Source organism: Rhizobium sp. OAE497, from assembly GCF_040546565.1.
Lineage (GTDB): Bacteria > Pseudomonadota > Alphaproteobacteria > Rhizobiales > Rhizobiaceae > Rhizobium.
In genome coordinates this window covers 1,420,810-1,447,175 of the sequence record NZ_JBEPOA010000001.1, presented here as the reverse complement: position 1 = coordinate 1,447,175, position 26,366 = coordinate 1,420,810, and the positions used below count along the sequence as shown (strand labels likewise).

Here is a 26,366-nt window from a genome sequence, read left to right as displayed (position 1 = left end):
ATCGCGTTGCAAAGCGTAAAATTGAAGCAAACCCCTTGACCGAAGCGATTTCCCTGTCCATGTCGGAGAACCGGCAATCTGCAAGCGGCAAGTATTGCGCTCATCCTCCCGCCGGGCGCGGTAGTTTTTAGAGAATCATCATGAATGTAGTCGTGGTAGAATCGCCTGCGAAGGCAAAGACGATCAACAAGTATCTGGGCTCCGGATACAAGGTGCTCGCCTCCTTCGGTCATGTTCGCGACCTGCCGGCAAAGGACGGATCGGTTTTGCCCGATCAGGATTTCGAAATGCTGTGGGAGGTCGACGGGGCCTCGGCCAAGCGTATGAAGGATATTGCCGATGCGGTGAAATCCTCCGACGGCCTGTTCCTGGCGACCGACCCTGATCGCGAAGGCGAAGCGATTTCCTGGCATGTCCTCGATATGCTCAACAAGAAGAAGGTGCTCGGCGGCAAGACCGTCAAGCGCGTGGTCTTCAACGCCATCACCAAGAAGGCCGTTCTCGATGCGATGGCCGAGCCGCGCGATATCGACGTGCCGCTGGTCGACGCCTATCTGGCGCGCCGCGCTCTCGACTATCTCGTCGGCTTCAACCTGTCGCCGGTGCTGTGGCGCAAGCTGCCGGGCGCCCGTTCGGCCGGCCGCGTGCAGTCGGTTGCGCTCCGCCTCGTCTGCGATCGTGAATCCGAGATCGAACGCTTCATCTCGGAAGAATACTGGAACATCTCGGCGCTCCTGAAGACGCCGCGCGGCGACGAATTCGAAGCCAGGCTGGTCGCTGCCGACGGCAAGCGCCTGCAGGCCCGCTCGATCGGCAACGGCGAAGAAGCCGGCAGGCTGAAGGCCCTGCTCGACGGCGCCTCCTATGTCGTCGACAGCGTCGAAGCGAAGCCCGTCAAGCGCAACCCGTCACCACCTTTCACAACCTCGACCCTGCAGCAGGCCGCATCCTCGAAGCTCGGCTTCTCGGCATCGCGCACCATGCAGGTGGCGCAGAAGCTCTATGAAGGTGTCGATATCGGCGGCGAGACCGTCGGTCTCATTACCTATATGCGTACCGACGGCGTGCAGATGGCGCCCGAGGCGATCGATGCGGCACGCGCCGCGATCCTCGACCAGTTCGGCGGCCGTTACGTTCCCGACAAGGCCCGCTTCTATTCCACCAAGGCGAAAAACGCCCAGGAAGCCCACGAAGCGATCCGCCCGACCGACTTCAACCGCTCGCCCGACCAAGTGCGCAAGTATCTGGATGCTGACCAGATCCGTCTTTACGACCTGATCTGGAAGCGCGGCATCGCCAGCCAGATGGCCTCGGCCGAAATCGAGCGTACCACCGCCGAAATCACCGCAGAAAACGGCGGCCAGAGGGCCGGTCTGCGCGCTGTCGGCTCCGTCATCCGTTTCGACGGCTTCATCGCTGCTTATACCGATCAGAAGGAAGACGGCGAACAGAGCGACGACAACGACGACGAAGATGGCCGCCTGCCGGAGATCAATGCCCGCGAAAACCTCGCGAAGCAGAAGATCAACTCGACCCAGCATTTCACCGAGCCGCCGCCGCGTTATTCGGAAGCCTCGCTGATCAAGAAGATGGAAGAGCTCGGCATCGGCCGTCCGTCCACCTATGCAGCGACGCTCGCCACCCTTCGCGACCGCGAATATGTGACGATCGACAAGCGCAAGCTGATCCCGCATTCCAAGGGCCGGCTGGTGACCGCTTTCCTCGAAAGCTTCTTCACCAAGTATGTCGAATACGACTTCACCGCCGATCTCGAAGAGAAGCTCGACCGGATCTCGGCGGGCGAACTGAACTGGAAGCAGGTTCTGCGCGATTTCTGGCAGGACTTCTTCTCGCAGATCGAAGACACCAAGGAACTGCGCGTTACCAACGTGCTGGACTCGCTGAATGAATCGCTGGCGCCGCTGGTGTTCCCGAAGCGCGAGGACGGCAGCGATCCGCGCATCTGCCAGGTTTGCGGCACGGGCAACCTGTCGCTGAAGCTCGGAAAGTACGGCGCCTTCGTCGGCTGCTCGAACTATCCGGAGTGCAACTATACCCGCCAGCTCTCCTCGGAGAACAATGGTGAGGGCGAAGGCACCGCACTGAACGAACCGAAGAACCTCGGCACGGACCCGACGACGGGCGAAGAGCTGACGCTGCGTTCGGGCCGTTTCGGACCCTATATCCAACGCGGCGACGGCAAGGATGCCAAGCGCTCCTCGCTGCCGAAGGGCTGGAAGCCTGAGGATATCGATTACGAGAAGGCCATGGCGCTGATCTCGCTGCCGCGCGATATCGGCAAGCATCCCGAGACCGGCAAGATGATCTCTTCCGGCATCGGCCGTTACGGACCGTTCCTGCTGCATGACGGCAGCTACGCCAATCTCGAGACGGTCGAGGACGTGTTCTCGGTCGGCCTCAACCGCGCCGTCACCGTGATCGCCGAGAAGGCGAGCAAGGGTCCGGGCGGGCGCACGCGTGGGACACCGGCAGCACTGAAGGAACTCGGCGATCACCCGGATGGTGGCCCGATCACGGTTCGCGACGGCAAGTATGGTCCCTACGTCAACTGGGGCAAGGTCAACGCGACGCTGCCGAAGGGCAAGGATCCGCAGGCGATCACCGTCGAGGAAGCCCTGGAGCTGATCACGGCCAAGGCCGGAAAGGCGCCGGCCGCGAAGGGCAAGGCCAAGGCGAAGACGGCCGCCGCCGAGGGCAAGGCGACCAAGACCGCCGCCAAACCGAAGGCTGCTGCGAAGCCCAAGGCCGCGGCAAAGCCGAAGGCTGCCGCCAAGACAACGAAGGCCAAGGCGCCGGCGAAACCGAAAAAGAGCTGAGTGTGAGCAAGATACCGCGCGAGAAGACTAGGGTCCCGGGCAAGCGTCCGGGCAAGATCGGCCGCGCGGGCAACGATGCCCCCGCCGAGGAGGCGAAGATCACGCCCGGCGCTATGCCGTCGCGCGAGGTCATCCTGCGCTTCATCGCCGACCATCCGCAGAAGGCATCGAAGCGCGAGATCGCCAAGGCATTCGGCCTGAAGGGCGATACGCGCGTCGAGCTCAAGCATCTGCTGCGCGACCTCGAGCAAGAGGGCATGCTGCAGAAGACCCGCAAGTCGCTGATCCGGCCGGGCGCCCTGCCCCCGGTCACCGTGCTCGACATCACCACCCGCGACAAGGACGGCGAGCTGATCGGCCGCCCGGCCGAATGGCCTGACGATCAGGGCGTGGCGCCTGCCGTCGCGATCCGCCAGACTTCGCCTGCGGGACGCCAGGGCAAGGGCAAGGCGCCCGTGGCCGGGATGGGCGACCGGGTTCTTGCGAAGATCTTTCCGGCTGCCGACCGCGGCGGCCCGGCCTATACCGCCCGCATCATCAAGGTTCTCGACAAGCGCCGCGGCGCCAGCATGGGCGTGTTCCGCACGGCCCCCGGTGGCGCCGGCCGCCTGCTGCCGATCGAACGGCGCGGCGAGGAGATGGTGATCGACCCTGATTATACCGGCGGCGCCAAGGACGGCGACCTGGTCGAGGTCGAGATCGCAAGGCTCGGCCGTTTCGGCCTGCCGCGCGCCAAGGTGCTCTCGGTCGTCGGTTCGGTCGGTTCCGAAAAGGCGATCTCGATGATCGCGATCCATGCCCATGGCATCCCGAATGTCTTCCCGCAGGCTGTCATCGACGAGGCCGAGGCTGCCAAGCCCGCCTCGATGTCGCATCGCGAGGACTGGCGCGACGTGCCGCTGATCACCATCGATCCGGCGGATGCCAAGGACCATGACGACGCCGTCTACGCCGAAGCCGACCCCTCGCCTGACAATGCCGACGGCGTGATCGTCACCGTGGCGATTGCCGACGTCTCCTATTACGTCCGGCCGAAATCGCAGCTCGATCGTGAAGCGCTGAAGCGCGGCAACTCCGTATATTTCCCGGATCGCGTCGTGCCGATGCTGCCGGAGCGGATTTCCAACGACCTCTGCTCGCTGCGCGAAGGCGTCGACCGGCCGGCGCTGGCCGTGCGCATGGTGTTCTCGAAGGAAGGCCGCAAGATCGGCCACACCTTCCACCGCATCATGATGAAGAGTGCTGCAAAGCTCTCCTACCAACAGGCGCAGGCGGCGATCGACGGCAAGCCCGACGACAAGACCGGGCCGATGCTGGAGCCGATCCTGAAGCCGCTGTGGAACGCCTATGCCGTGATGACGCGCGGCCGCGACCGGCGCCAGCCTCTCGAGCTCGACATGCCCGAGCGCAAGATCCTGCTGAAGGGCGACGGCACCGTCGATCGCGTCGTCGTCCCGCCTCGGCTCGATGCGCACAAGCTCATCGAAGAAATGATGATCCAGGCCAACGTCTCGGCTGCCGAGACGCTGGAGAAGAAGCGGCAGGTGCTGATCTACCGCGTGCACGACGGCCCGACGCTGGCCAAGCAGGAAATCCTGCGCGAGTTCCTGGCGACGCTCGGCATCTCGCTTGCCAAGGGCGGCAACATGCGTGCCAACAATTTCAACGGCATTCTTGCGAAGGCAGACGGCACGCCGCATCAGACGATGGTCAACGAGATGGTGCTGCGCTCGCAGAGCCAGGCGATCTACAGTCCCGAGAATATCGGGCATTTCGGCCTGAACCTGATGAAATACGCGCATTTCACCTCGCCGATCCGCCGCTATGCCGACCTGATCGTGCATCGCGCGCTGGTGGGTTCGCTGGGGCTCGGCGAAGGCGGCATCACGCCCGAGGAAGAAGCCTCTCTCGACGATATCGCCGCCGAAATCTCGACCTTCGAGCGCCGCGCCATGGCCGCCGAGCGCGAGACCGTCGACCGCCTGATCGCCCATCACCTTGCCGGCCGCGTCGGCGAGGAATTCGAGGGCCGCGTTTCCGGCGTGACCAAGTCGGGACTATTTGTCGCCCTGCCGGAGTATGGAGCAGACGGCTTCATCCCTATATCTACCCTGGGCCAGGACTATTTCATCTATGACGAGGCGCATCAGGCCTTGTCGGGTGAGAAGACCGGGCTCGGTTACCGGCTTGGCGACAGCGTGACGGTGAAGCTTGCGGAAGCCATTCCGCTTGCAGGCGCGCTGCGCTTCGAGATGGTCAGCGAAGGCCGCGCCATGCCGACGGCAGTGCGCTCCTTCCACAAGGCCGGCCGCCGCGACAACCGCATGGCCGCCCGCAAGAAGGTCGGCACGAGACCGCCGAGAGGCCGGCGCTAGAAACGCCAGAGGAAAGAGCGATGACGACGCCTGCACAGGAACAGCCGATCCAATATGGCGGAAGCGACGCTTCCGAACGCCCGCTTGGCCGCTCCATCATGCGCGGCATGCTGAACAAGTGCCCGCATTGCGGCAGCGGCAAGCTGTTCCGCGCCTTTCTGAAGCCGGTCGACAATTGCGCAGCCTGCGGCGAAGCGATGCATCATCACCGCTCCGACGACCTGCCGCCCTATCTGACGATCTTCGTGATCGGCCACGTCGTTCTTGGCGGCTACATGCTGACCGATCTCGTCTGGCCGCTGCCGATGTGGCTCACCTTCGCCATCTGGGCGCCGGTGACGCTGCTTTCCGCCCTCCTGATCATCCAGCCGATCAAGGGCGGCGTCATCGGCCTGCAATGGGCGCTGCGCCTGCATGGTTTCGGCGGCCATAGCGACGATCACGACGTCTACGAGATCCCCGGCCGCGACCAGCCGTAAGCGGCATCGCGGCGACCTTCACCGTCCAGACATAATTCGCTTGTATTGGGCAACGCTCACGAACTGTGCGGGCGGCTTTTGCTGCGCGCATATGTTCTCCGGCGAATAAAATGGTGCGCGTTTTCTTGACCGATCTGACGTTCGAGTATTCGATCTATTGCATTCTGCGCCGGACTTCCCGTAAAGCTCTGCCCGTCACCTGGTTTTGGCATCTCTGTGCCCTTCTATGTGGCACGAGACGGGCGATTCGTTTCAGTCATTCAAGGATGGATATATGTCTCAGCCGAGAAACGGCACGCCGGGCGATGTTGAAGAAATCCATTGGCCGTCGCTGGTTGCCGCCGTCTCGTCGATCTCTGCTGTCGGCATAGCGATCGGACTCGGACTGCCGCTGCTCTCCATCATTCTCGAGAAGCGCGGCGTTGCCTCCACTCTTATCGGGCTCAACACGGCGATGGCCGGCGTGGCCGCCATGGCTGCGGCACCGGTGACCACCAAGCTCGCCCATAAATACGGCGTCGCCTCCACCATGCTCTGGGCGGTGGTGATCTCGGCGCTCAGCGCCATCGGCTTCTACTATGCCCAGGAATTCTGGATGTGGTTCCCGCTGCGCTTTGCCTTCCATGGCGCGACGACGACGCTGTTCATCCTCTCCGAATTCTGGATTAACGCCGCCTCGCCGCCGACGAAACGCGGCTTCGTGCTCGGTATCTACGCGACCGTGCTATCGCTTGGGTTTGCCGCCGGGCCACTACTCTTCTCGATCCTCGGCAGCGACGGCGTCTTGCCCTTTGCCGTTGGGGCCGTGGCCATCCTGCTTGCCGCCATCCCGATCTTCGTCGCCCGCAACGAGAGCCCGGTGCTCGAAGAGAAGCCGGAGCTGCATTTCATGCGCTACGTCTTCCTGGTGCCGAGCGCGACGGCTGCCGTCTTCATCTTCGGCGCGGTCGAGGCTGGCGGTCTGGCGCTTTTCCCGATCTATGCGACGCGCGCCGCCTTTACCGAATCGCAGGCCGCCCTGCTGCTGACCGTGATGGGAATCGGCAACGTCATCTTCCAGATCCCCGTCGGGCTTCTTTCCGATCGCATGAAGGACAAGCGGCCGCTGCTGGCGGCCATGGCCACAATGGGCCTGATAGGCTCGCTGATGCTGCCCCTGCTCGTCCATAGCTGGGCGATGATGGCGGGCGTGCTGCTCTTCTGGGGCGGCTGTGTGGCCGGTCTCTATACGGTTGGTCTCAGCCACCTGGGCTCGCGCCTGACGGGTTCGGACCTAGCGGCTGCCAATGCCGCCTTCGTCTTCTGTTACGCCGTCGGCACCGTTGCGGGTCCACAGGTTATCGGCGCGGCCATCGATGTCGCCGGGAATAACGGCTTTGCCTGGGCAATTGCCGGTTTCTTCGGGATATATGCGGTGCTTTCAAGCATAAGACTGCTTTTCATTAGAAAGCGGGGTTGACTTTTCGGGCGGGATTCGTAGTTTCGCGCCAGAATTTGCCGTGGAGCCCATCCGGCTTGCCACGGCTTTCATTTTATTAAAGGCAGGACGACCATGGCCAAGGCTACCACAATCAAGATCAAGCTGCTGTCGACGGCCGACACCGGTTTCTTCTACGTCACGACGAAGAACAGCCGTACGATGACGGACAAGATGACGAAGACCAAGTACGACCCGATTGCTAAGAAGCACGTCGAGTTCAAGGAAACCAAGATCAAGTAATCCTTGATCCCTGGGTTTTAAAAAGGCGCGCGCCCAACGGCTGCGCGCCTTTTTCGTTTTAAGGTCTCTCATCGCGGGAAATGTTAGCGCAAACAAAAACGCCGCCCTACCGATCTATCGGCAAGGGCGGCGTTTTTACGAAAGGGGGTCGGCCAGCAAGCAACGCGGCACGAGGAACCGCTTAAGGTTGCGAACTAGCCGACCGACCCCACGACCCAGGAGATGCGGCGGACCTGAGCATCATGGGGTATCTCGGCCTCCCGGTTCCGGGAGCGCTTTTCTTATGGCTCGATAATTTGCCCGAAAATGAAAGAAAATCAACAAATTCTTAATGATTAGATTTCTTAGCTTGCTTCTATGGTTAAAAGTCCAATTTTGGGGCAGGCCCGAAAACAACGAATCACGTTTCTTTACTTGATGAAGAAAAACGCGATTGAATATAACCATAAATATACATCAGTACAATTATGGCGATCTTCCGTTACGTCAGGCGAACACGTTACATCTCGCCGAATAGTAATACCACGATAACTCTATAAATTGCGGCAGCTATGCTTTACACGCGATACTTAGATTGATTCTATTCGTGAAAATGAGCACAAATTACCCTCAAATTGGACGATCCGGCGTCCTCTCCATTTTTGGGGTATTTGGTTGAAAAACGCCCGGCGCTTTGGCGGCCGCATCATTAAAATTTGTTAATCTTTCGCCGCCACCAGTGGAAACTGAGGATAACCTACCCGGCAAAGGCGCTCCGGCGTCAGGCCGCAGCAGCAACGACTCGGTTGCGGCCAGTATTCTTCGCTTCATAAAGCGCGAGATCAGCCTGCTTCATCAGCTGATCGGGCGTCAGTACGCTCGACAGACGAGAGGCGATACCGAAAGACGCGGTGACTTTCAACTCTTCGCCGGTTGACTTCAGCGTGAAGCCGCTGGTCTCGACCGATGCACGCAGGCGCTCGGCAACGGCGGCAGCCACCTCCGGCGAGGTATCGGGCATGATGATGACAAATTCCTCGCCGCCGTAGCGGCAGGCGAGATCGGCGCCGCGCACCGTCGAGCGGATGCGGTTGGCGAATTCCTTGAGCACCTCGTCGCCGGCATCGTGACCGTAGGTGTCGTTCACCTGCTTGAAGCGGTCGATATCGGTGATCAGCACAGAGAGCGGCTTGCCGCGCGCCATCGAGCGGTTGAACAGCACGTTCAGGTGATTATCGAGATAGCGGCGATTGTTGAGGCCGGTCAGCGCATCGGTGACGGCGAGCTCGATCGTCTGCTTGACGCTGGCGCGCAGGCGGTCGTTAAAGCGCTTGCGGCGGATCTGCGTCAGGCTGCGGGCGACCAGCTCGTTCGGGTCCAGCGGGCGGACGATATAATCGTTGACCCCGAGATCGAGCGCCCGGATGACCATCTCGTCATCGCCCTGATCGGTGACGATCAGGATAGGCAGGAAGCGCGTGCGCTCCAGCGAACGGAACTGCGAGCAAAGACGAAGCGGATCGTAGTCGTCGAAGTTGGTATTGACGATGACGAGTTCGAAGGCGTTTTCCGCAGCTTCGAAGAGGGCCGCCTGCGGATCCGAGATTGCCGTGATGTCGGCGATCGGCTTCAGCGTCCTGATGATGCGTTCCTGGGAATTGGCGCGGCCATCGACGAGGAGGACCTGCCCTGCATCCTCGGCGCGCCCCTCGCCTGTCCGCAAGAGATCGTCGATCCCCATGGTCTGCGCCGTCTCGGCGCGGATGCGCAGTTCGTCGCTCAGCGTCTTCAGGCGCAGCAGGCTCTTCACCCGCGAGATCAGCTGCAGGTCGTTGACCGGCTTGGTCAGGAAGTCGTCGGCACCGGCCTTCAGGCCGCGCACGCGGTCGGCCGGCTGATCGAGCGCGGTGACCATGACGACGGGGATATGCGAGGTCTTCTGGTTGGCCTTCAGCCGCTCGCAGACCTCGAAGCCGTTGAGGCCCGGCATCATCACGTCGAGAAGAATGATATCGACCTGATTGCGCTCGCAGATCGCCAGCGCCTCATAGCCGTCGGCGGCCGTCAGGACATCGAAATACTCCGCGACCAGCCGCGCTTCGAGCAGCTTCACGTTTGCCGGAATATCGTCAACAACCAGAATGCGCGCAGTCATAGGCTTCTTTCCGATGCGCTAGGCATCGCCGAGATAGGTCTTGATCGTTTCGATGAATTTCGGGACGGAGATCGGTTTTGAGACATAGGCCTCGCAACCGCCCTGGCGGATACGCTCCTCATCGCCCTTCATCGCAAAGGCGGTGACGGCGATGACGGGAATGACGTGCAGCTCGTCGTCTTCCTTCAGCCACTTGGTCACCTCAAGCCCGGAAACCTCCGGCAGCTGGATGTCCATCAGGATCAGGTCCGGACGATGTTTGCGAGCAAGATCAAGCGCTTCCATGCCATTTCGGGTCTGGATCGTGGTATATCCGGATGCCTCGATCAGGTCGCGAAAGAGCTTCATGTTGAGCTCGTTATCTTCTACAATCATCACCTGTTTGGGCATGGCAAGCTCGTTCCTATGTTCCGTCCCTGCAAATGTCCGCCTGACGTGAAGCGACATGCGAACGCGCGGCTCGACGAAACCGATAGCGGCAAGCTACCGGTATTTGGTTGAAAAAAAGGTAACTTACCCAGCGAAATGCAAAGCAACTTCAAGACTTCGAAACAACTCGCCAGAGATCCGCATGAAACGGCGATTGCCGTACTTGGCTGGCTCGCCAACGAACCCGACATGTTCTCGCGATTCCTGGCGCTGACAGGCGTCGAGCCGGTGCAGGTGCGCAACGCCATCAACGATCCGGGCTTCCTCTCCGGCATGCTCGATTTCGTCATGCAGCACGAGCCGACAGCCATGGCATTCTGCCAGGCCACCGAGACACCGCCGGAAGCGCTGACGGCTGCCTGGCAGCACTTCTCGTCGCCAGGCCTCGATTCCGGGCAGTATTGAAACCGATGCTGATCGACGGTCTCGACACATCCCATGTACGCCTCGGCGACAGGCCGCTGATCGTCTGCGATGTCGACGACGTCGTGTTGCAATTCATCGTGCCGTTCGAGCGCTTTCTGGTCAGCGAGGGCTACCGGCTGGTGCCGCGCTCCTTCAAGCTGCATGGGAATATCGAGACGGCGGATGGCGCGCCAGCCGATGACGTGACAGTCAGCCGCTTGATCGAGACCTTTTTCGAGCGGCAGGAAGACTGGCAGGCGCCGTTGGCGCTTGCGGGGGAGAGCCTCGCCGCGCTGTCTGCGACAGCCGATATCGTTCTGCTCACGGCCATGCCGCCCGTCTACCGCGACCAGCGCCGTCGGCTGCTCGACCGGTTCGAGCTCGACTATCCGTTGCTCGCCTCGCTGCGGCCGAAGGGGCCGATCGTCAAGGCCCTGCATGGCGCCCGCGACTTGCCCGTCGTCTTCATCGACGACATGGTGCGCAACCTGCATTCCGTGCAAGAGCATGTCGATAGCTGCCTGCTGCTGCATCTGATGCCGGTATCGGAGATTCATCGCTTCGCGCCCTCCGCCATGGATGGCATTGCCAAGGTTGCGGGATGGGAAGAGGCCGCCGCCCATATCGGCGAACATCTGTCGCTGCCGCCGGCCCCTGCCCGCGACTGACTGTCTACCCCCATCGATGAAACGGCCTCAAAATGCCGTCTGATATCCAATGCCTGGCTGCTCCTCTTGTCTTGAGACTCGAAAGCTTAGAGCGTAAAGTCGCCATGTTCAACATTTGTTCCAGCGATGACTCACCCTGCGCCTGACAAGACACACGGCTTCTGTCGCGACTGCCTTGCCGAGCAGAAGGGCGAAGCGCGCCGTTGCACGGCCTGCGGCAGCCCGCGCGTGGTGCGACACAAGGAACTCTACGGACTGACGCTGGCGCATATCGACTGCGACGCCTTCTATGCGGCTGTCGAGAAACGCGACAATCCGGAGCTTGCGGACAAGCCCGTGATCATCGGCGGCGGCAAGCGCGGCGTCGTCTCCACCGCCTGCTATATCGCCCGCATCCATGGGGTGCGTTCGGCCATGCCGATGTTCAAGGCGCTCGAGGCTTGCCCGCAGGCGGTCGTCATCCGGCCCGACATGGAAAAATACGGCAGGGTCGGCCGTGAAGTTCGCAGCATGATGCAGGAGCTGACACCACTGGTGCAGCCGCTGTCAATCGACGAGGCCTTCCTGGAGCTTGGCGGCACTGAGCGCCTGCACCACGATCCCCCTGCTCGCACGCTGGCGAAATTCGCCCGGCGCGTCGAAAAGGAGGTCGGCATCACCGTTTCCGTCGGTCTCTCCTATTGCAAATTCTTGGCGAAGGTCGCCTCCGACCTGCAGAAGCCGCGGGGATTTTCGGTGATCGGCCGCGAGGAAGCGGTCGAGTTTCTGGCGCCTCGCCCCGTCACCACGATCTGGGGCGTCGGCAAGGCATTTGCCGCCACGCTTGAATCCGACGGCATCCGCACGATCGGGCAGCTGCAGCAGATGGAAGAGACCGACCTGATGCGCCGCTACGGCAGCATGGGCCAGCGCCTCGCCCGTCTCTCTCGCGGCATCGACGACCGCGAGGTGCATCTGAACGAGGCGGCAAAGAGCGTCTCGGCGGAGACGACATTCTTCGAGGATATCTCGCGGCACGACGATCTGGTGCCGATCCTGCGCAATCTCTCCGAGAAGGTCTCCTGGCGGCTGAAGAAGGATGATATCGCCGGGCATACCGTGGTGCTGAAGATGAAGACCGCGGACTTCAAGCTCCGGACGCGCAACCGGCGCCTCGAAGACCCGACCCAGCTTGCCGACCGCATATTTCGCACCGGCATCGAGCTTCTGGAGAAGGAGACCGACGGCACGAAATTCCGCCTGATCGGCATCGGCGTCAGCGATCTCTGCGATCCCGGCCGCGCCGATCCGCCCGATCTTATCGACCAGCAATCGACACGGCGGGCGGCGGCGGAAGCGGCGATGGACAAGCTGCGCGACAAGTTCGGCAAGGGCACGGTCGAGACCGGCTATACATTCGGCGGCGGCAAGCGCGAGCGCTAGACCGGTTCGACCGCGTGCAGTTCGGCAAGAACGGCCGCCTTGTTCAAGGCCGCCTGAGCGTAATCCGGTGTCTTTTCAAGAGCATGCGAATAGCTCTCGACGGCCTCGTCGAGACGGCCCATCCGGCGCAGGACATTGCCGCGATTGTTGAAGGCCGTGGCATAGCCGGGCGACAGGGCGATCGCCCGGTCATAGCTCGCCAGCGCCGCCTCATCGCGCTTCAGGGCCGCAAGGATGTTGCCGCAAGTGCAATGGGCGGCGGCATCTTCCGGCCGTAGCGCCAGTGCCTCGGCCACCTCTGTCTGCGCCGCCTCGAACCTGCCCTGCTGCAGCAGGACCAGCGCCAGCTGATGATGGGCGGCGAAATGAGCGGGCTCCGCCTCGATGACGCGGCGATAGCCTGACGCGGCCCGATCGAGCGCGCCCTGGCGGTGATCGTTGACCGCGGTCTGCATCAATGTGTCGAGCTCGCCCGCATTGGCCGGGCGGCGGCGGGCGGCTTCGAGATTGGCCCAAAGGGCGCGGCCGCGCGCATGATCCGGATCGACCGCGAGGATCTGCCGGCAGCAGAGCGCGGCATTTTCCAGATCGCCCTTCGCCGCCATATGCGAGGCACGGGTGCAGACGGCATCCAGCGATCGCGGATCGAGGCGATCGCCGATATTGCGCTCCGAGACCGTCATCACCCGACGGCGCTCGACCTGGTGCTGCTCAGCACCGAAAGTGAACTTGTAGGAGTAATCCCCGGTGCCGAAGTCATAGACACGGAAGCCGTTTTCGATCGCCCAGCGCAGGCAGTAGCAATGCAGCGCAAAACCCGGACTGTGAGACTGCGCCTCGCTATCCCGACCGCCGATAAAGCAGTGCATCGTCTTCTTCTTATGGTCGAGATAGAGGATCTGCGCGGCAACCGCCCTGTCCTCCTCCCAGAGAACCGGCACGAAGAGCGATCCGTCATCGAAGGAGCCGCGCAGCATCTTGCGGCAACCATCGATGATCCCCGCCGCATATTCCGGCTGGCGCGCACCCCATTGCGCATTCCACATGGCGTAGAAGGTTTCGAGGTTCTGCTCGAATGTCTCTGATGTCGTGTGGGTGATGTGCATCCCGTGCTTGCCGTTCGCAAGGTCGCGCAGCGCCCATCGCGCATTACGGCGCGTCTTGGGGCTGAGACGGGTGCTGAGGAAGGTCTCGAAATCATCCTCCAGCGGAATATAGACATAGGCGTCGTGATCGATGTCTTCGCCGGCATCGGTGATATGGCTGGCGCGGACCACCTTTGCCGGGACGAAATCGGCGCGCGGAAAGCTGCCGATCAGCGCCTGCAGGCGCTCGTCCGAGAGATAGATTTCATCGAGATTGAAGCGGCGCCAGTTGAAGGTCTGCAGGCTGGCGGCGAAGGCGGCCATCGCATGGCTCATCTGCTCCGGCAGCGAGAGGATGCCGCTATAGACCGAGAACGGCATGCCCGCCATGTGAATGGCATTGTAGAAGCCGTGGCCGGGCTCGAAATCCAGGCGGATCTGCAGCGGCAGGAAGGCGACATAGGGCGCGCCCTCGGCAGGTCTCGCCGCGAGAACATGCCAGTTGCCGCGCGTTTCCAGATAGCGCCGCATCCAGTTCCAGGACATGAAATAATGCGATTCCGGATCGGCATCGTAGACGGCCTCCCAATCCGGGCGCAGTCTGTCGAGCTCGTCGAACGCGGATACAATATCGACGTACATGGCGGGTCTCCCAACCGCTTAGCCCCGGCAGATTTGCATATATTCGATCACCCTACAATAAGCGGCCGCTTGATCACTAATGCGTGAGACGCGAAGCCGGACGGCGCGGGTCAAGCCTTCCTTAAACTTCGTTGAATATTGTCCCAGCCAAGTATTGCGTATTGGTTGGGTAACATGTTCTCGCGTATTGTTTTCGGCCTCGGCTTGCTGTCGGCGACCGCCTTGGTGAACCCTGCTCTTGCGGCAGACGCCCGGACGCTGCAAATCATCGTCTCCAAGGACAAGCAGTCGCTTGCCGTCTATGACGGCACGGAGGTCGTGGCGACCTCGAAAGTCTCGACCGGCAAGCCCGGCCATACGACGCCGAGCGGCATCTTCTCGGTGCTCGAGAAGAAGAAATATCACGAATCCAATCTCTATTCGGCTGCCCCCATGCCCTGGATGCAGCGGCTGACATGGTCCGGTATTGCGCTGCACGAGTCGAATTCCGTGCCGCGCTATCCGGCCTCGCATGGCTGCGTGCGCATGCCCGCCGCCTTCGCCAGGGAACTTTACAAGATGACGGACCTCAGCGTTCCCGTCATCATCAGCAATGCGGCCGTGGTGCCCGAGCCGATCGATCATCCTTCGCTGTTCCGCCCGAATGCGCCGGAACCGGCGCTCCTGCTTTCCGACGTGCAGCTGCGCCCGGCAATCGGCAGCAGCGATGGCGAGGCGGTGCAGCTGGCGATGAATACGGTCTCAGCCTCGCTGATCCCGCCGGCTGCGGCAGCGCCTGAAAATGTCGAACCGATCCGCATCCTGATCACGCGGCGCGCCCAGCGCGAGGCGATCATCGACATCCAGACCTATCTCAATCAGCTGGGCTTCAACGCCGGCAATCCCGATGGCCTGCTAGGCCCATCGACGGTGCAGGCGATCAACGCTTTCAAGGCATTGCGCCCCGCGCAGTTCAAGGGCGACCGTACGCTGACCAGCGATACTCTCCTAAGGGAAGTTTACGCCGCTGTCGGCAAGGGCGAACCGCCGAACGGCGTGTTGATGATCCGCCAGGATTTCAAACCGCTGTTCGAGGCGCCTGTGATCATCGACAATCCGCAGCTGGCGCTCGGCACGCATTTCTTCACGCTGCATAAGGTGGATCAGGAGAACGGCACCGCCGACTGGCTGGGCCTGACGCTCGACAACAATCTGCCTTCGCAGACGATGAAGCGGCTCGGCATCAAGACGCAGGAGGGCTCGATCATCATGGGCAGCCCGATCAGTAACGCGCTGTCGCGCATCCAGATCCCGGACGAGACGCGCAAGCGCGTCGACGCGCTGCTTGCCGCCGGTTCGACGATGACCATATCCGATACCGGCATTGGCCCGGAAACCGGCGCCGGCACCGATTTCATCACCGTGACGCGCTAGACAAGCTCGACATCGATAATCCCCGGCGCGGCCCGCAAGGCGGCCGCGATTTCGGGCGTGATCCGGTATTTCTGCGGCAGCGCCACCTCGACCTCGCGCTTGCCGTCTTCCTTGATGACGATGAAGGACACCAGGCCGTCGCCCTTGGCATTCAGGTGCGCAGCGACCGCCTTCAGCGGACCGGAATCACGGACATAGACGCGCAGCGCCTTCTGCATCTGAAGCGATTTCTCTTCCAGCGACTGGACGGTCTGCAGGCGCAGGCTGACGCCTTCCGGGCGCTCTTCGCCGGTTGCCGTGATCACGAAGGATTTTCCGGGCTCCAGGATATCGCGATACTGGTTCAGCATTTCCGAGAACAGCACGGATTCGAACTGGCCGGATGAATCCGAGAAGACGATGATGCCCATCTTGTTGCCGGTCTTCGTCTTGCGCTCCTGCTTGGAGATGACGGTGCCGGCGAGACGCCCGTTGGCGGCACCCTGTTTCACCGCCGCCGAGAAATCCGCGAAGGTCTGGACGCGCATCTTCTGCAGCAGGCTGTTGTAGGTGTCGAGCGGATGAGCCGTCAGGTAGAAGCCGAGGACCTGGAATTCCTTGAGCAGCCGCTCCGAGGCCAGCCAGGGCGAGAATGGCGGCAGCGCGATCTTCTCCGGTCCTGACGACAGAGCGCCGCCAAAAATGTCCGACTGGCCGCTCAGCTTGTTTTCCTGGGCGCGCTGCGCATAGCCGAGAACACGGTCGAGACCGGCCGAAAGCTGGGCACGATCGATATTGAAGCAATCGAAAGCGCCAGCATAGATCAGGCTTTCCAGCACGCGGCGGTTCACCTGGCGCGGATCGATGCGCAGGCAGAAATCCTCGATGCTGGCGAAGGGCTTGTCGCCACGCACGTTGACGATGTGCTCGACGGCGTTTTCACCGACGCCCTTGATCGCCGCCAGCGCGTAGTAGATCCGCTGGTCGCCGGTTTCGAAATGGCGGAAGGAGGTCTGCACCGAGGGCGCGATGACCTCGATGCCGAGACGCTTGGAATCCTGGCGGAAGTCGTTGACCTTGTCGGTATTCGACATATCGAGCGTCATCGAGGCGGCCAGGAACTCGACCGGATAATGCGCCTTCATATAGGCGGTCTGGTAGGAGACAATGGCGTAGGCGGCGGCGTGCGACTTGTTGAAGCCGTAGTTCGCGAACTTCGCCAGCAGTTCGAAGATGTTATCGGCCTGCGGCTTCGATACGCCGTTCTTGACGGCGCCGTCGACGAAGCGCTCGCGCTGCTGGTCCATCTCAGCCTTGATCTTCTTACCCATGGCGCGGCGCAGCAGGTCGGCCTCGCCGAGCGAATAGCCCGAGAGAACCTGAGCGATCTGCATGACCTGCTCCTGGTAGACGATAACGCCCTGGGTTTCCTTCAGCAGATAGTCGATCGTCGGATGGATCGACTCGACCTCTTCCTCGCCATGCTTGCGGGCATTGTAGGTCGGGATGTTTTCCATCGGGCCCGGACGGTACAGCGCTACCAGCGCAATGATGTCCTCGATGCAGTCGGGCTTCATGCCGATCAGCGCCTTGCGCATGCCGGCACTTTCCACCTGGAACACACCGACCGTTTCGCCGCGCGACAGCATCTCGTAAGTCAGCTTGTCGTCGAGCGGGATGGAGGCGAGATCGACTTCGATGCCGCGCTTCTTGCAGAAATCGACCGCGACCTTGAGCACCGTCAGCGTCTTCAGGCCGAGGAAGTCGAACTTGACGAGGCCGGCCTGCTCGACCCATTTCATGTTGAACTGGGTGACCGGCATGTCGGAACGCGGGTCTCGATACATCGGCACCAGCTTCGACAGCGGACGGTCGCCGATGACGATACCGGCGGCGTGCGTGGAGGCGTGGCGGTAGAGACCCTCGATCTTCTGGGCGATATCGAGCAGGCGGGCGACGACGGGCTCCTTGTCGGCCTCTTCCTGGAATTTCGGATCTTCCTCGATCGCCTTGTGCAAGGGGGTCGGGTTGGCCGGGTTGTTGGGCACCATCTTGCAGATCTTGTCGACCTGGCCATAGGGCATCTCGAGCACGCGGCCGACGTCGCGCAGTGCAGCGCGGGCCTGCAGCGAACCGAAGGTGATGATCTGTGCCACCTGCTCGCGGCCGTATTTCTTCTGCACGTAGCGGATCACCTCTTCGCGGCGATCCTGGCAGAAGTCGATATCGAAGTCGGGCATCGAAACGCGTTCCGGATTGAGGAAGCGTTCGAAGAGCAGCGAGAAGCGCAGGGGATCAACGTCGGTGATCGTCAGCGCATAAGCGACGAGCGAGCCCGCACCCGAACCGCGGCCGGGGCCGACGGGGATGTCATGCTGCTTGGCCCATTTGATGAAGTCCGCAACGATCAGGAAGTAGCCGGGGAACTTCATGCGCTCGATGACACTGAGCTCGAATTCCAGCCGCTCGCGGTAATCCTTCTCTTCGTAGCCAGCCGACATGCCGAGTGTCGCGAGGCGCATGTCGAGCCCCTCCTCCGCCTGGCGGCGAAGCTCCAGCGCCTCGGCGCGCTCGGCTTCCTCGGGATCGGCGGTGGCGCCGGTGAAGCGCGGCAGGATCGGCTTGCGGGTCTTCAGGACGAAGGAGCAGCGCCGGGCGATCTCGATCGTATTCTCAAGCGCCTCCGGCAAATCGGCAAAGAGCTTCGCCATTTCGGCGCGGCTCTTCAGGTAATGGTCCGGCGTCAGGCGGAAGCGGCTGTCGTCGGAAACGATGGCGTTATGGGCAACCGCCATCAGCGCGTCATGCGCGTCGTAGTCGTCGCGCGTCGGGAAGAAGGCCTCGTTGGTGGCGACCAACGGCAGGTCGTGCTCATAGGCGAGACCGATGATCTTCTGTTCATGGCGCTTGTCGTAAGTGCCGTGGCGCTGCAGCTCGACATAGAGCCGGTCACCGAACAGTGACTTCAGCGTCAGCAGCCGCGATACGGCCGGCGCCAGGTGTCCCTGCTTGAGGGCCATATCGACCGGGCCGCTGAGCGAACCCGTCAGCGCGATCAGGCCTTCGGTGCCCGCCTCTTCCAGCCAGGACGAGCGGATGTGGATCGCCTGTCCGTCCTCGCCGCCGAGATAGGCGCGGCTGACGAGATCGACGAGACGCTCGTAGCCGTCATCGCTGGCGGCAAGGACGACGATCGACGGGAGCTTGCCCATCATCTGCTGGCCGCCGCGCTTCTCGATCTCCAGGCCGTCTTCCATGTCGATCGACAGCTGGCAGCCGATGATCGGCTGCAGGCCCTCGTCCATGGCTTTTTGCGAGAATTCCAGCGCGACGAACAGGTTGTTCGTATCGGTGATGGCGATCGCCGGCTGGCTATCGCCCGCAGCCTTGTAGAGAACCTTCTTCAGCGGCAGCGCGCCCTCGAGCAGTGAATAGGCCGAGTGCACGCGCAGATGAACGAAGCCCGGCGTCCCGCCGATAAATCCGCTCTCTGCTTCCGCCATGACACGTCCCTTCAATCGCCCGTATGAATCGGCGCCATTGTCGGTCGTGGCCGTGGAGATGTCCAGAAGAAGACCCCGTCTTGAACCGCATGGCAGCCATGCGGTCCCCTGAAAAATTACATTGCCATCAGGATCAGCGAGAAGCTGGCAACGAACATTGCGATGGAGGTGAATGCTGCGACGTCACGGATCATGTCAGTCATTTGGCTCTCCTTTACTCGTTATGTTTTTAGTTTGTTCCACTCTTGTTCTTTCGTCAACAGGAATCTTTTCCGTTTGGTTAACGCGCGTCCGGGGGCGTTCGCCCACCTATCCCAGCCGGCGGCAATCGCTCTGTTCTCTATTTGTTCTTTACAGAAGGTCACGCATCTGCGACAACGCCCGCAGGAGGCGCGCCATGTATCTCACCCTGCTCAATGACTTCATCGTCGAGGCGAAATCGAGGACCTACGTGGGTGGCGGCAGTCCCCGCCCATCCTGCCGTCCGGGTTCGCATGACATCGGCTACGAGCGTGGCGAATGGCGCTATCTCGACAGCTATTTCGGCGGAACGGATTTTTGCGGCCAGGAAACGGTCTGGCTGAATGGCGAGCCCATCTGGGCGATGAACTATTTCGGCCACATCCTCGAGCCCGGTTTGATCGACGGCAGCCGCGCCGGCGCCGTCATCAAGGCGGCCCTGTCGTCGATGTATTCGGAAAAGAAGCGCTTCCTCGGCGGCATGAAATTCGACCACGCCTTCGGCCTCTATATCGACAGCAGCGAGGGCGACTGCGCGCATTTCCGCGGCGTGGAAATGATCATCGTCGAGGAAAGGCGCGCCTATGAACTTGACTACCGCGGCGGCCTGATCCGGCTCTGAGGCTCAGAAGTCGACGACCTTGCCGTCGCTGATCGTGACACGTCGGTCCATGCGGCTGGCGAGCTCGTGATTATGCGTGGCGATCAGGGCCGCCAAACCGGACTGGCGCACCAGCGCCTCCAGAGCATCGAAGACATAGTTGGCCGTCTCCGGATCGAGATTGCCGGTCGGTTCGTCGGCGAGCAGCAGGCTTGGCGCATTGGCAACAGCGCGCGCAATCGCCACACGCTGCTGCTCGCCGCCGGAGAGTTCGCCAGGACGATGAGCGCCGCGGTGGCCGATGCGCATGTAGTCGAGCAGCTGCTTGGCACGCTCGGCAGCTTCCTTGCGCGGCAGGCCCGAGATCATCTGCGGCATCATGATGTTTTCCTGCGCGGAGAACTCGGGCAGCAGGTGATGAAACTGATAGACGAAGCCGATCTCGCTACGGCGGATCGCCGTGCGCTTATCGTCGGACAGTCCGTTGCAGGCATGACCGTTGATGCTGACCTCACCGTCATCAGGATGTTCCAGGAGACCCGCCAGATGGAGCAGCGTCGACTTGCCGGTGCCCGACGGCGCAACCAGAGCGACGATCTCGCCGCTATGCAGCGTGAAGTCGGCCCCCTTCAGGATGGAGAGCACCGTATCGCCCTGCCCGTAGTGACGCTCGACGCCGGAAAGCTTGAGAACGACATTGCGTTTCATGGAGTTCAGCATTCCTTATTCGTAGCGCAGCGCCTGCACCGGATCGAGCCGTGAAGCCCTCCAGGCCGGGAAGATGGTCGCAAGAAAAGACAGCGTCAGAGCCATGATGACGACCGAAGTCGTCTCGCTGACGCTCATCTGCGCCGGCAGCTGGCTCAGGAAGTAGAGCTGCGGATTGAAGAGTATCGTTCCGGTGACCCAGGAGAAGAACTGGCGGATCGACTCAATATTGATGCAGACGACGACGCCGAGCAGCACGCCGGCAAGCGTCCCGACTATGCCGATCGCAGCCCCGGTCATGAAGAAGATGCGCATGATGGCGCCGGAGCTCGCCCCCATGGTTCTCAGGATGGCGATGTCGCTGCCCTTGTCCTTCACCAGCATGATGAGACCCGAGATGATGTTCAGCGCAGCGACGAGAACGATCAGCGTCAGGATCATGAACATGACGTTGCGCTCGACCTGCAGCGCCGAGAAGAAGGTCTGGTTGCGCTGGCGCCAGTCGGTGATGGCGATCTGGCGGCCCGCGGCAGCCTCGACCTTCGGCCTCAGATTGTCGATATCATCTGGATTGCTGGCGAAGAGCTCGATCGATTGCACCAGCCCTTCGGAATTGAAATAGAGCTGCGATTCCTCGAGCGGCATGTAGATGATGGCGGAATCATACTCCGACATGCCGATCTCGAAGATGCCGGAGACCGTATAGGACTTCACCCGCGGATTGATGCCCATCGGCGTGACGTCACCTTCGGGCGAGATCAGCGTGATCGTATCGCCCGCCTGCAGGCCGAGCTGGTTGGCCATGCCGGAGCCGATCAGCACGCCCTGCCCGGACATGAAACCGACGAGGTCGCCCGACTTGATGTTGTCGGAGACGGTCTTCAGCTTGGTCAGATCTTCCGGTCGAATGCCGCGCACCAGCGCGCCGGTGCCCGCACCGCCCTGACCGGAGGCCAGCGTCTGGCCCTCGACAAGCGGCAGGGCCATGCGGATGCCGGGAACGGCGGCGAACTTTTCCGTCAGCGCCGCATAATCGGTGAAGGGCGCATCGACCGGCTGAACGATCATGTGGCCGTTGATGCCGAGGATGCGCGAGATCAGCTCGGTGCGGAAGCCGTTCATCACCGCCATGACGATGATCAGCGTCGCAACGCCGAGCATGATGCCGACGAAGGAGAAGCCGGCGATGACCGAAATGAAGGCTTCCTTGCGCCGGGCGCGCAGATAGCGCCAGGCGACCATGCGTTCGAAGGTGGAAAATGGCTTGCTCGCCGGACCGAAGCCGGATTTCGAACCCCGCTTGTCCACTGCTGCCTCTGCCATTTCGCCTCCGTTATCAGCCCAAGAGCTTATTGATTGCCGCGTCGATGGTCATCGTCTCGCGGGCGCCCGTCTTGCGGTCCTTGACTTCCACTTCGCCGTTCGCGACCGCGCGCGGGCCGGCAATGATCTGAACGGGAACGCCGATCAGGTCAGCCGTCGCAAACTTCGTTCCGGCGCGATCGTCGGTGTCGTCATAGAGGACGTCCTTGCCACCCTTGGAGAGCGCTGCGTAGATCTTCTCGCAGGCACTGTCGCAGGCGGCGTCGCCGGCCTTCATGTTGATCACGATCGCATCGAACGGCGCGACGGAGGCCGGCCAGATGATTCCGTTCTCATCATGCGATGCTTCGATGATGGCGGGAACAAGGCGTGTCGGGCCGATGCCGTAGGAACCCATGTGAACATTGTGTTCCTTGCCGTCGGGACCCTGAACCTTAGCGCCCATCGGCTCGGAATATTTCGTGCCGAAATAGAAAATGTGGCCGACTTCGATACCGCGGGCCGACAGGCGTTCGCCTTCGGGGATCGCGTCGAATGCGGCCTCATCGTGCATTTCGGAGGTCGCGGCATAGAGCGACGTCCACTTGTCGAAGACGCTTTCCAGACCCTTGACGCTGTCGAAATCGGTGTCGGCTTCCGGGATGTCGAAATTGACGAAATCCTTGTGGCAGAACACTTCAGACTCGCCGGTGTCGGCAAGGATGATGAATTCGTGGCTGTGGTTGCCGCCGATCGGTCCGGTATCGGCGCGCATCGGGATGGCGCGCAGGCCGAGACGGTCGAAGGTGCGCAGGTAGGCCACGAACATCTTGTTATAGGAGTGGATCGCCCCCTCCTTCGTCAGATCGAAGGAATAGGCATCCTTCATCATGAACTCGCGCGAGCGCATGGTGCCGAAGCGCGGACGGATCTCGTCGCGGAACTTCAGCTGGATGTGGTAGAGGTTGAGCGGCAGGTCCTTGTAGGACTTGACGTAGGCCCTGAAGATGTCGGTGACCATTTCCTCGTTGGTCGGGCCGTAGAGCATCGGACGGTCCTGGCGGTCCTTGATGCGCAGCATTTCTTTGCCGTAGGCATCATAGCGGCCGCTTTCCTGCCAGAGCTCGGCGGACTGCAGCGTCGGCATCGACAGCTCGATGGCGCCGGCGCGGTTCTGCTCTTCGCGGATGATGTTGTTCACCTTGTCGAGAACACGCTTGCCGAGCGGCAGCCAGGAATAGATGCCCTGCGACTGCTGGCGGATCATGCCGGCGCGCAGCATCAGCCGGTGGGAGACGATTTCCGCCTCCTTGGGGTTTTCCTTCAGGATGGGCAGGAAGTAGCGGGACAGACGCATGGCGGATTCCAGAGCAGTTGGGATTCCACTTCAATGGCGGAATCGACGGCATTCGTTAATGGTGGGAGCGTTCATAGCTGCTTCGCAGCCGGAAAGAAACCCGCGAGCAGCGCAAGCAGCCTTCCGCAGACGCAAGTTGGCGTCCGGAAAACGCAAATGCAGAAAAAATCGCGCGTTTATAAGGGCTTGCATCAAAATCTTGTCAACAGGAATTTTTTGCCCGACTGTAGCAAAAATGCAAAAAAAGCTGGTGACAAAGCCCAATCTTTGAGCTAGTTTCAGCTCACAAAACAGGCAAGGAGATAAATTCTTGCCAATTCGCGGTCAAGTCTTGGGAGGATCAGATCTTAGGCGCGCTCGTCGCAGCCCCGGCAACGGTTACAGATCACGCGATACTTAAAACAAGGCTTTTAGCCTTGTTTTTTTTTGGTTTTTCGGCCCTTTCCCTAACGTGAACATAAGAGAATTGACGTAACGGCAGACATCGCTGCCGCCGCGTGAGCTCTTTGCATCATGTTGATGACAGCCGTATGACGGCATTTTCGCTGGCGCTAACACATATGCTCAAAGATTGAGCAAAAGCCCTATTCGATATTGAAGCTCGGGCCGATCTGCGGCAGGGCATCGAAGCCCCAGCCGAAATAGGTCGAAGACACGTACCAGGTGCCATAGATGATCGCCGAAATCACCGTCGTCAGCGAGAAGACGAAGAGCGGCCGGAAGCGCGCCGGAGCGCTCGGAACCGTGCCGAGCACCACCTCATTGTCTTCCGCCTGGGTGCGCAGACCGATCGGCAGAACGGCGAATAGCGTGAGCCACCAGACGATGAAATAGACGGCGAAGCCCTGTAGGAAAATCTGCAGCATGGCGGGTCCCAAATCGCGTTACGACCATCGCAACGCCGCGCTTATAGAGTGGAATGGCGCAAATCTCAAATCACGCCGCGACCAATGCTGGGGACTAGGTCACTCTGCCGCAGAGGCAGTGGTCAGACCTGCTCGAGCTCGATCAGCGTGCCGAAGAAATCCTTGGGATGCAGGAAGAGCACCGGCTTGCCATGGGCGCCGGTCTTCGGCTCGCCATTGCCAAGCACCCTCGCCCCTGAGGTAATCAGATGATCGCGGGCGGCGATGATGTCGGCGACTTCGTAGCAGATGTGGTGCATGCCGCCGGACGGGCTCTTTTCGAGGAAGGCGGCGATCGGCGAGTTTTCGCCGAGTGGTTCCAAGAGCTCGACCTTGGTATTGTCGAGCTCGACGAAGACGACGGTGACGCCGTGCTCCGGTAGGGGCTGCGGCGCCGATACCCTGGCGCCGAGCGTATCGCGGTAGCTGGCCGTCGCAGCGGCGAGATCGGGGACGGCAATCGCGATGTGATTGACGCGGCCGAGCATGATCAGACCTTGGTCAGGAAGGCGGTGACGACGGGTTTCTTGCCCCAGGCATGGTTGGCGGCGGCGCGCACGGCGCGGCGGATCGCTTCCTGCACCATGTCGAGATCCTTGCGGCGGGCGCGCGGAATGCTCTCGACGGCGCCGATGACGGCGTCGAACAGCGTGTCTTCCATCTCGTCGCCCTCATCGTCATAGACCGGCAGACCGATAGCGACGAGATCCGGCTCGCCGATGATGTCGTAGCGGCTGTCGAGGACAACGTTGACGGCGACATGACCGACATAGGCGAGCTTCTTGCGCTCGCCGATACCCATCTCGTCGAAATCGCCGATCAGGGAGCCGTCCTTGTAGATGCGGCCATGCGGGGCTTCGTCGATGACTTCGGCCGGACCAGGTGCCAAACGCAGGATGTCGCCGTTGCGCACGCGCGGCACGCTTGCGATGCCCGACTGCTCCGCCAGTTCCTTGTGCGCCGTCAGATGCGTCGCCTCGCCGTGGACCGGCACGACGATCTTCGGGCGAACCAGCTGGTACATCCTCTGCAGCTCGTTGCGGCGCGGGTGTCCGGAAACGTGGACCAGCGCTTCACCGTCGGTGATGATGTGGACACCCTGCTCGACGAGGCCGTTCTTGATGTCCTGGATCGCCTTCTCGTTGCCCGGGATGGCGCGCGAGGAGAAGACGACGATATCGCCGGCGGCGAGCGCCACATTGCGCATCTCGTCGCGCGAGAGCTTGGCGAGTGCGGCGCGCGGTTCGCCCTGGCTGCCGGTCAGGATCACCACGACCTTGTCACGCGGGATGTAGCCGTATTCGTCTTCGGATATGAAGGGCTTGATGCCTTCCATGATGCCGATGTCGCGCGAGACGTCGACGACGCGCTTCAGCGAGCTGCCGAGCAGCAGCACTTCGCGGCCGGCGGCTTCGGCAGCCTCGGCGACGGTACGGATACGGCCGACATTCGAGGAGAAGGTGGTGATCGCCACACGCCCCTCGGCATTCTCGATGATCTTGCGCAGGCTTTCCGAGACGTCCTTCTCCGAGGGCGAGACGCCGTCGCGCAGGGCGTTGGTAGAATCGCACATCAACGCCAGAACGCCTTCGTCTCCGAGCTGGCGAAAGCGGTTCTCGTCGGTCAGCGGCCCGAGCGACGGCTCGTGGTCGATCTTCCAGTCGCCGGTGTGAATGACATTGCCGAGCGGCGTGCGGATCATCAGCGACATCGGCTCGGGAATCGAGTGGTTCACGGCGACGCCTTCGATGCTGAAGGGGCCGACATTGATCGTGTCGCCTGCCTTGAAGATCGTGACCGGCACTTCGCCGATCGCGTCCTTCTCGAAATTGCGCTTGGCTTCGAGCAGGCCCGCGGTAAAGGGCGAGGCATAGACGGGAACATTGAGGCCCGGCCAGAGATCGGCCAGCGCGCCGTAATGATCTTCATGCGCGTGGGTGATGATGATCGCCTTCAGGCTTTTGCGCTCGGTGGCGAGATAGCGGATATCGGGCAGCACGAGATCGACGCCCGGCAGGTCTGGACCCGGGAAGGTCACGCCGCAATCGACCATGATCCACTGGCGGTGATCCGCGGGGCCATAGCCGTACAGAGCGAGATTCATGCCGATCTCGCCGACGCCGCCCAGCGGAAGAAATACCAGTTCGTCTTGTTTCGCCATT

Annotated in this window: 20 protein-coding genes; 10 read left to right on the top strand and 10 right to left on the bottom strand. The window is 61.6% G+C overall.

Features of this window, described 5'->3' with window-relative positions; translation table 11 throughout:
- The first annotated feature begins 140 nt into the window (after positions 1 to 140).
- From topA to rpmG, 5 genes are all read left to right on the top strand, one after another.
- Positions 141 to 2,837: a type I DNA topoisomerase gene (topA, locus tag ABIE40_RS07355; RefSeq protein ID WP_199628728.1), complete on the top strand. Its 2,697-nt coding sequence runs from the start codon at positions 141 to 143 to the stop codon at positions 2,835 to 2,837.
- 2 nt (positions 2,838 to 2,839) lie between these two features.
- Complete coding sequence (gene rnr, locus ABIE40_RS07350) at positions 2,840 to 5,212, top strand: ribonuclease R (RefSeq protein ID WP_199628729.1); 2,373 nt, start codon at positions 2,840 to 2,842, stop codon at positions 5,210 to 5,212.
- Positions 5,213 to 5,232: 20 nt separating this feature from the next.
- Positions 5,233 to 5,691 carry a DUF983 domain-containing protein gene (locus ABIE40_RS07345; RefSeq protein ID WP_112720453.1) on the top strand — a complete coding sequence of 153 codons (459 nt, stop codon included), beginning with the start codon at positions 5,233 to 5,235 and terminating at the stop codon, positions 5,689 to 5,691.
- 274 nt (positions 5,692 to 5,965) lie between these two features.
- Positions 5,966 to 7,150: an MFS transporter gene (locus ABIE40_RS07340; protein WP_112720489.1), complete on the top strand. Its 1,185-nt coding sequence runs from the start codon at positions 5,966 to 5,968 to the stop codon at positions 7,148 to 7,150.
- 93 nt (positions 7,151 to 7,243) lie between these two features.
- Positions 7,244 to 7,411, top strand: a complete 168-nt coding sequence (rpmG, locus tag ABIE40_RS07335; protein WP_003587245.1) for a 50S ribosomal protein L33 — start codon at positions 7,244 to 7,246, stop codon at positions 7,409 to 7,411.
- 760 nt (positions 7,412 to 8,171) lie between these two features.
- Here the strand turns inward: rpmG and ABIE40_RS07330 are convergent.
- Together ABIE40_RS07330 and ABIE40_RS07325 are read right to left on the bottom strand one after the other, a co-directional pair.
- Complete coding sequence (locus tag ABIE40_RS07330) at positions 8,172 to 9,545, bottom strand: PleD family two-component system response regulator (protein WP_130282576.1); 1,374 nt, start codon at positions 9,543 to 9,545, stop codon at positions 8,172 to 8,174.
- A gap of 18 nt (positions 9,546 to 9,563) precedes the next feature.
- Positions 9,564 to 9,935 (bottom strand): response regulator, encoded by a 372-nt coding sequence (locus ABIE40_RS07325; protein ID WP_003547430.1) that lies wholly within the window; start codon positions 9,933 to 9,935, stop codon positions 9,564 to 9,566.
- Between the two features lie 135 nt (positions 9,936 to 10,070).
- On the opposite strand from ABIE40_RS07325, the gene ABIE40_RS07320 reads away from it, so the two are divergent.
- The 3 genes from ABIE40_RS07320 (at position 10,071) to ABIE40_RS07310 (ending at position 12,469) form a co-directional block, all read left to right on the top strand.
- Positions 10,071 to 10,379 carry a DUF3572 domain-containing protein gene (locus tag ABIE40_RS07320; protein WP_112720455.1) on the top strand — a complete coding sequence of 103 codons (309 nt, stop codon included), beginning with the start codon at positions 10,071 to 10,073 and terminating at the stop codon, positions 10,377 to 10,379.
- Between the two features lie 5 nt (positions 10,380 to 10,384).
- Positions 10,385 to 11,047, top strand: a complete 663-nt coding sequence (locus tag ABIE40_RS07315) for a hypothetical protein (RefSeq protein WP_199628730.1) — start codon at positions 10,385 to 10,387, stop codon at positions 11,045 to 11,047.
- A 126-nt stretch (positions 11,048 to 11,173) separates the two neighbouring features.
- The gene (locus tag ABIE40_RS07310) at positions 11,174 to 12,469 is read left to right on the top strand and encodes a DNA polymerase IV (RefSeq protein ID WP_112720457.1); all 1,296 of its coding nucleotides are present in this window, start codon (positions 11,174 to 11,176) and stop codon (positions 12,467 to 12,469) included.
- On the opposite strand, the gene ABIE40_RS07305 is transcribed toward ABIE40_RS07310, so the two are convergent.
- Positions 12,466 to 14,196, bottom strand: a complete 1,731-nt coding sequence (locus tag ABIE40_RS07305) for a GNAT family N-acetyltransferase (protein WP_199628731.1) — start codon at positions 14,194 to 14,196, stop codon at positions 12,466 to 12,468. The genes ABIE40_RS07310 and ABIE40_RS07305 overlap by 4 nt on opposite strands.
- A gap of 174 nt (positions 14,197 to 14,370) precedes the next feature.
- Between ABIE40_RS07305 and ABIE40_RS07300 the strand changes: the two genes are divergently transcribed.
- Positions 14,371 to 15,609: a L,D-transpeptidase family protein gene (locus ABIE40_RS07300; protein ID WP_199628732.1), complete on the top strand. Its 1,239-nt coding sequence runs from the start codon at positions 14,371 to 14,373 to the stop codon at positions 15,607 to 15,609.
- Here ABIE40_RS07300 and dnaE read toward each other — a convergent pair.
- Positions 15,606 to 19,091 carry a DNA polymerase III subunit alpha gene (dnaE, locus tag ABIE40_RS07295; protein WP_199628733.1) on the bottom strand — a complete coding sequence of 1,162 codons (3,486 nt, stop codon included), beginning with the start codon at positions 19,089 to 19,091 and terminating at the stop codon, positions 15,606 to 15,608. The two genes, ABIE40_RS07300 and dnaE, sit on opposite strands and share 4 nt — an antisense overlap.
- A 397-nt stretch (positions 19,092 to 19,488) precedes the next feature.
- Here dnaE and ABIE40_RS07290 point away from each other — a divergent pair, with 397 nt between their 5' ends.
- Positions 19,489 to 19,953, top strand: coding sequence for a DUF5680 domain-containing protein (locus ABIE40_RS07290; RefSeq protein ID WP_199628734.1), 465 nt, complete (start codon positions 19,489 to 19,491; stop codon positions 19,951 to 19,953).
- A gap of 3 nt (positions 19,954 to 19,956) precedes the next feature.
- Here ABIE40_RS07290 and ABIE40_RS07285 read toward each other — a convergent pair whose 3' ends face one another.
- The 6 genes from ABIE40_RS07285 to ABIE40_RS07260 all read right to left on the bottom strand — a co-directional run bounded on the left by ABIE40_RS07285 (position 19,957) and on the right by ABIE40_RS07260 (position 26,365).
- Entirely contained in the window at positions 19,957 to 20,640 is a 684-nt protein-coding gene (locus ABIE40_RS07285; protein WP_112720490.1) for an ABC transporter ATP-binding protein, read from the bottom strand.
- A 15-nt stretch (positions 20,641 to 20,655) separates the two neighbouring features.
- Positions 20,656 to 21,963: a lipoprotein-releasing ABC transporter permease subunit gene (locus ABIE40_RS07280; protein WP_199628735.1), complete on the bottom strand. Its 1,308-nt coding sequence runs from the start codon at positions 21,961 to 21,963 to the stop codon at positions 20,656 to 20,658.
- Positions 21,964 to 21,976: 13 nt separating this feature from the next.
- Positions 21,977 to 23,299, bottom strand: a complete 1,323-nt coding sequence (gene proS / locus ABIE40_RS07275; RefSeq protein WP_130282592.1) for a proline--tRNA ligase — start codon at positions 23,297 to 23,299, stop codon at positions 21,977 to 21,979.
- A 584-nt stretch (positions 23,300 to 23,883) separates the two neighbouring features.
- Complete coding sequence (locus ABIE40_RS07270) at positions 23,884 to 24,165, bottom strand: DUF1467 family protein (protein WP_199628736.1); 282 nt, start codon at positions 24,163 to 24,165, stop codon at positions 23,884 to 23,886.
- Between the two features lie 122 nt (positions 24,166 to 24,287).
- On the bottom strand, positions 24,288 to 24,692 hold the full coding sequence (mce, locus tag ABIE40_RS07265) for a methylmalonyl-CoA epimerase (RefSeq protein WP_199628737.1): 405 nt from the start codon (positions 24,690 to 24,692) through the stop codon (positions 24,288 to 24,290).
- A gap of 2 nt (positions 24,693 to 24,694) precedes the next feature.
- Positions 24,695 to 26,365 carry a ribonuclease J gene (locus tag ABIE40_RS07260; RefSeq protein ID WP_199628738.1) on the bottom strand — a complete coding sequence of 557 codons (1,671 nt, stop codon included), beginning with the start codon at positions 26,363 to 26,365 and terminating at the stop codon, positions 24,695 to 24,697.
- Position 26,366: the final 1 nt, after the last annotated feature.

Excerpts from the sequence above, each read along its gene's own strand:
- ABIE40_RS07315 (WP_199628730.1), top strand. The coding sequence starts at position 10,385 with ATGCTGATCGACGGTCTCGACACATCCCATGTACGCCTCGGCGACAGG.
- ABIE40_RS07260 (WP_199628738.1), bottom strand. The coding sequence starts at position 26,365 with ATGGCGAAACAAGACGAACTGGTATTTCTTCCGCTGGGCGGCGTCGGC.
- ABIE40_RS07305 (WP_199628731.1), bottom strand. The coding sequence starts at position 14,196 with ATGTACGTCGATATTGTATCCGCGTTCGACGAGCTCGACAGACTGCGC.
- topA (WP_199628728.1), top strand. The coding sequence starts at position 141 with ATGAATGTAGTCGTGGTAGAATCGCCTGCGAAGGCAAAGACGATCAAC.
- ABIE40_RS07290 (WP_199628734.1), top strand. The coding sequence starts at position 19,489 with ATGTATCTCACCCTGCTCAATGACTTCATCGTCGAGGCGAAATCGAGG.
- ABIE40_RS07280 (WP_199628735.1), bottom strand. The coding sequence starts at position 21,963 with ATGGCAGAGGCAGCAGTGGACAAGCGGGGTTCGAAATCCGGCTTCGGT.
- mce (WP_199628737.1), bottom strand. The coding sequence starts at position 24,692 with ATGCTCGGCCGCGTCAATCACATCGCGATTGCCGTCCCCGATCTCGCC.
- ABIE40_RS07310 (WP_112720457.1), top strand. The coding sequence starts at position 11,174 with ATGACTCACCCTGCGCCTGACAAGACACACGGCTTCTGTCGCGACTGC.
- rpmG (WP_003587245.1), top strand. The coding sequence starts at position 7,244 with ATGGCCAAGGCTACCACAATCAAGATCAAGCTGCTGTCGACGGCCGAC.
- ABIE40_RS07325 (WP_003547430.1), bottom strand. The coding sequence starts at position 9,935 with ATGCCCAAACAGGTGATGATTGTAGAAGATAACGAGCTCAACATGAAG.
- ABIE40_RS07285 (WP_112720490.1), bottom strand. The coding sequence starts at position 20,640 with ATGAAACGCAATGTCGTTCTCAAGCTTTCCGGCGTCGAGCGTCACTAC.
- ABIE40_RS07345 (WP_112720453.1), top strand. The coding sequence starts at position 5,233 with ATGACGACGCCTGCACAGGAACAGCCGATCCAATATGGCGGAAGCGAC.
- ABIE40_RS07270 (WP_199628736.1), bottom strand. The coding sequence starts at position 24,165 with ATGCTGCAGATTTTCCTACAGGGCTTCGCCGTCTATTTCATCGTCTGG.
- dnaE (WP_199628733.1), bottom strand. The coding sequence starts at position 19,091 with ATGGCGGAAGCAGAGAGCGGATTTATCGGCGGGACGCCGGGCTTCGTT.
- proS (WP_130282592.1), bottom strand. The coding sequence starts at position 23,299 with ATGCGTCTGTCCCGCTACTTCCTGCCCATCCTGAAGGAAAACCCCAAG.
- ABIE40_RS07330 (WP_130282576.1), bottom strand. The coding sequence starts at position 9,545 with ATGACTGCGCGCATTCTGGTTGTTGACGATATTCCGGCAAACGTGAAG.
- ABIE40_RS07300 (WP_199628732.1), top strand. The coding sequence starts at position 14,371 with ATGTTCTCGCGTATTGTTTTCGGCCTCGGCTTGCTGTCGGCGACCGCC.
- ABIE40_RS07320 (WP_112720455.1), top strand. The coding sequence starts at position 10,071 with ATGCAAAGCAACTTCAAGACTTCGAAACAACTCGCCAGAGATCCGCAT.
- ABIE40_RS07340 (WP_112720489.1), top strand. The coding sequence starts at position 5,966 with ATGTCTCAGCCGAGAAACGGCACGCCGGGCGATGTTGAAGAAATCCAT.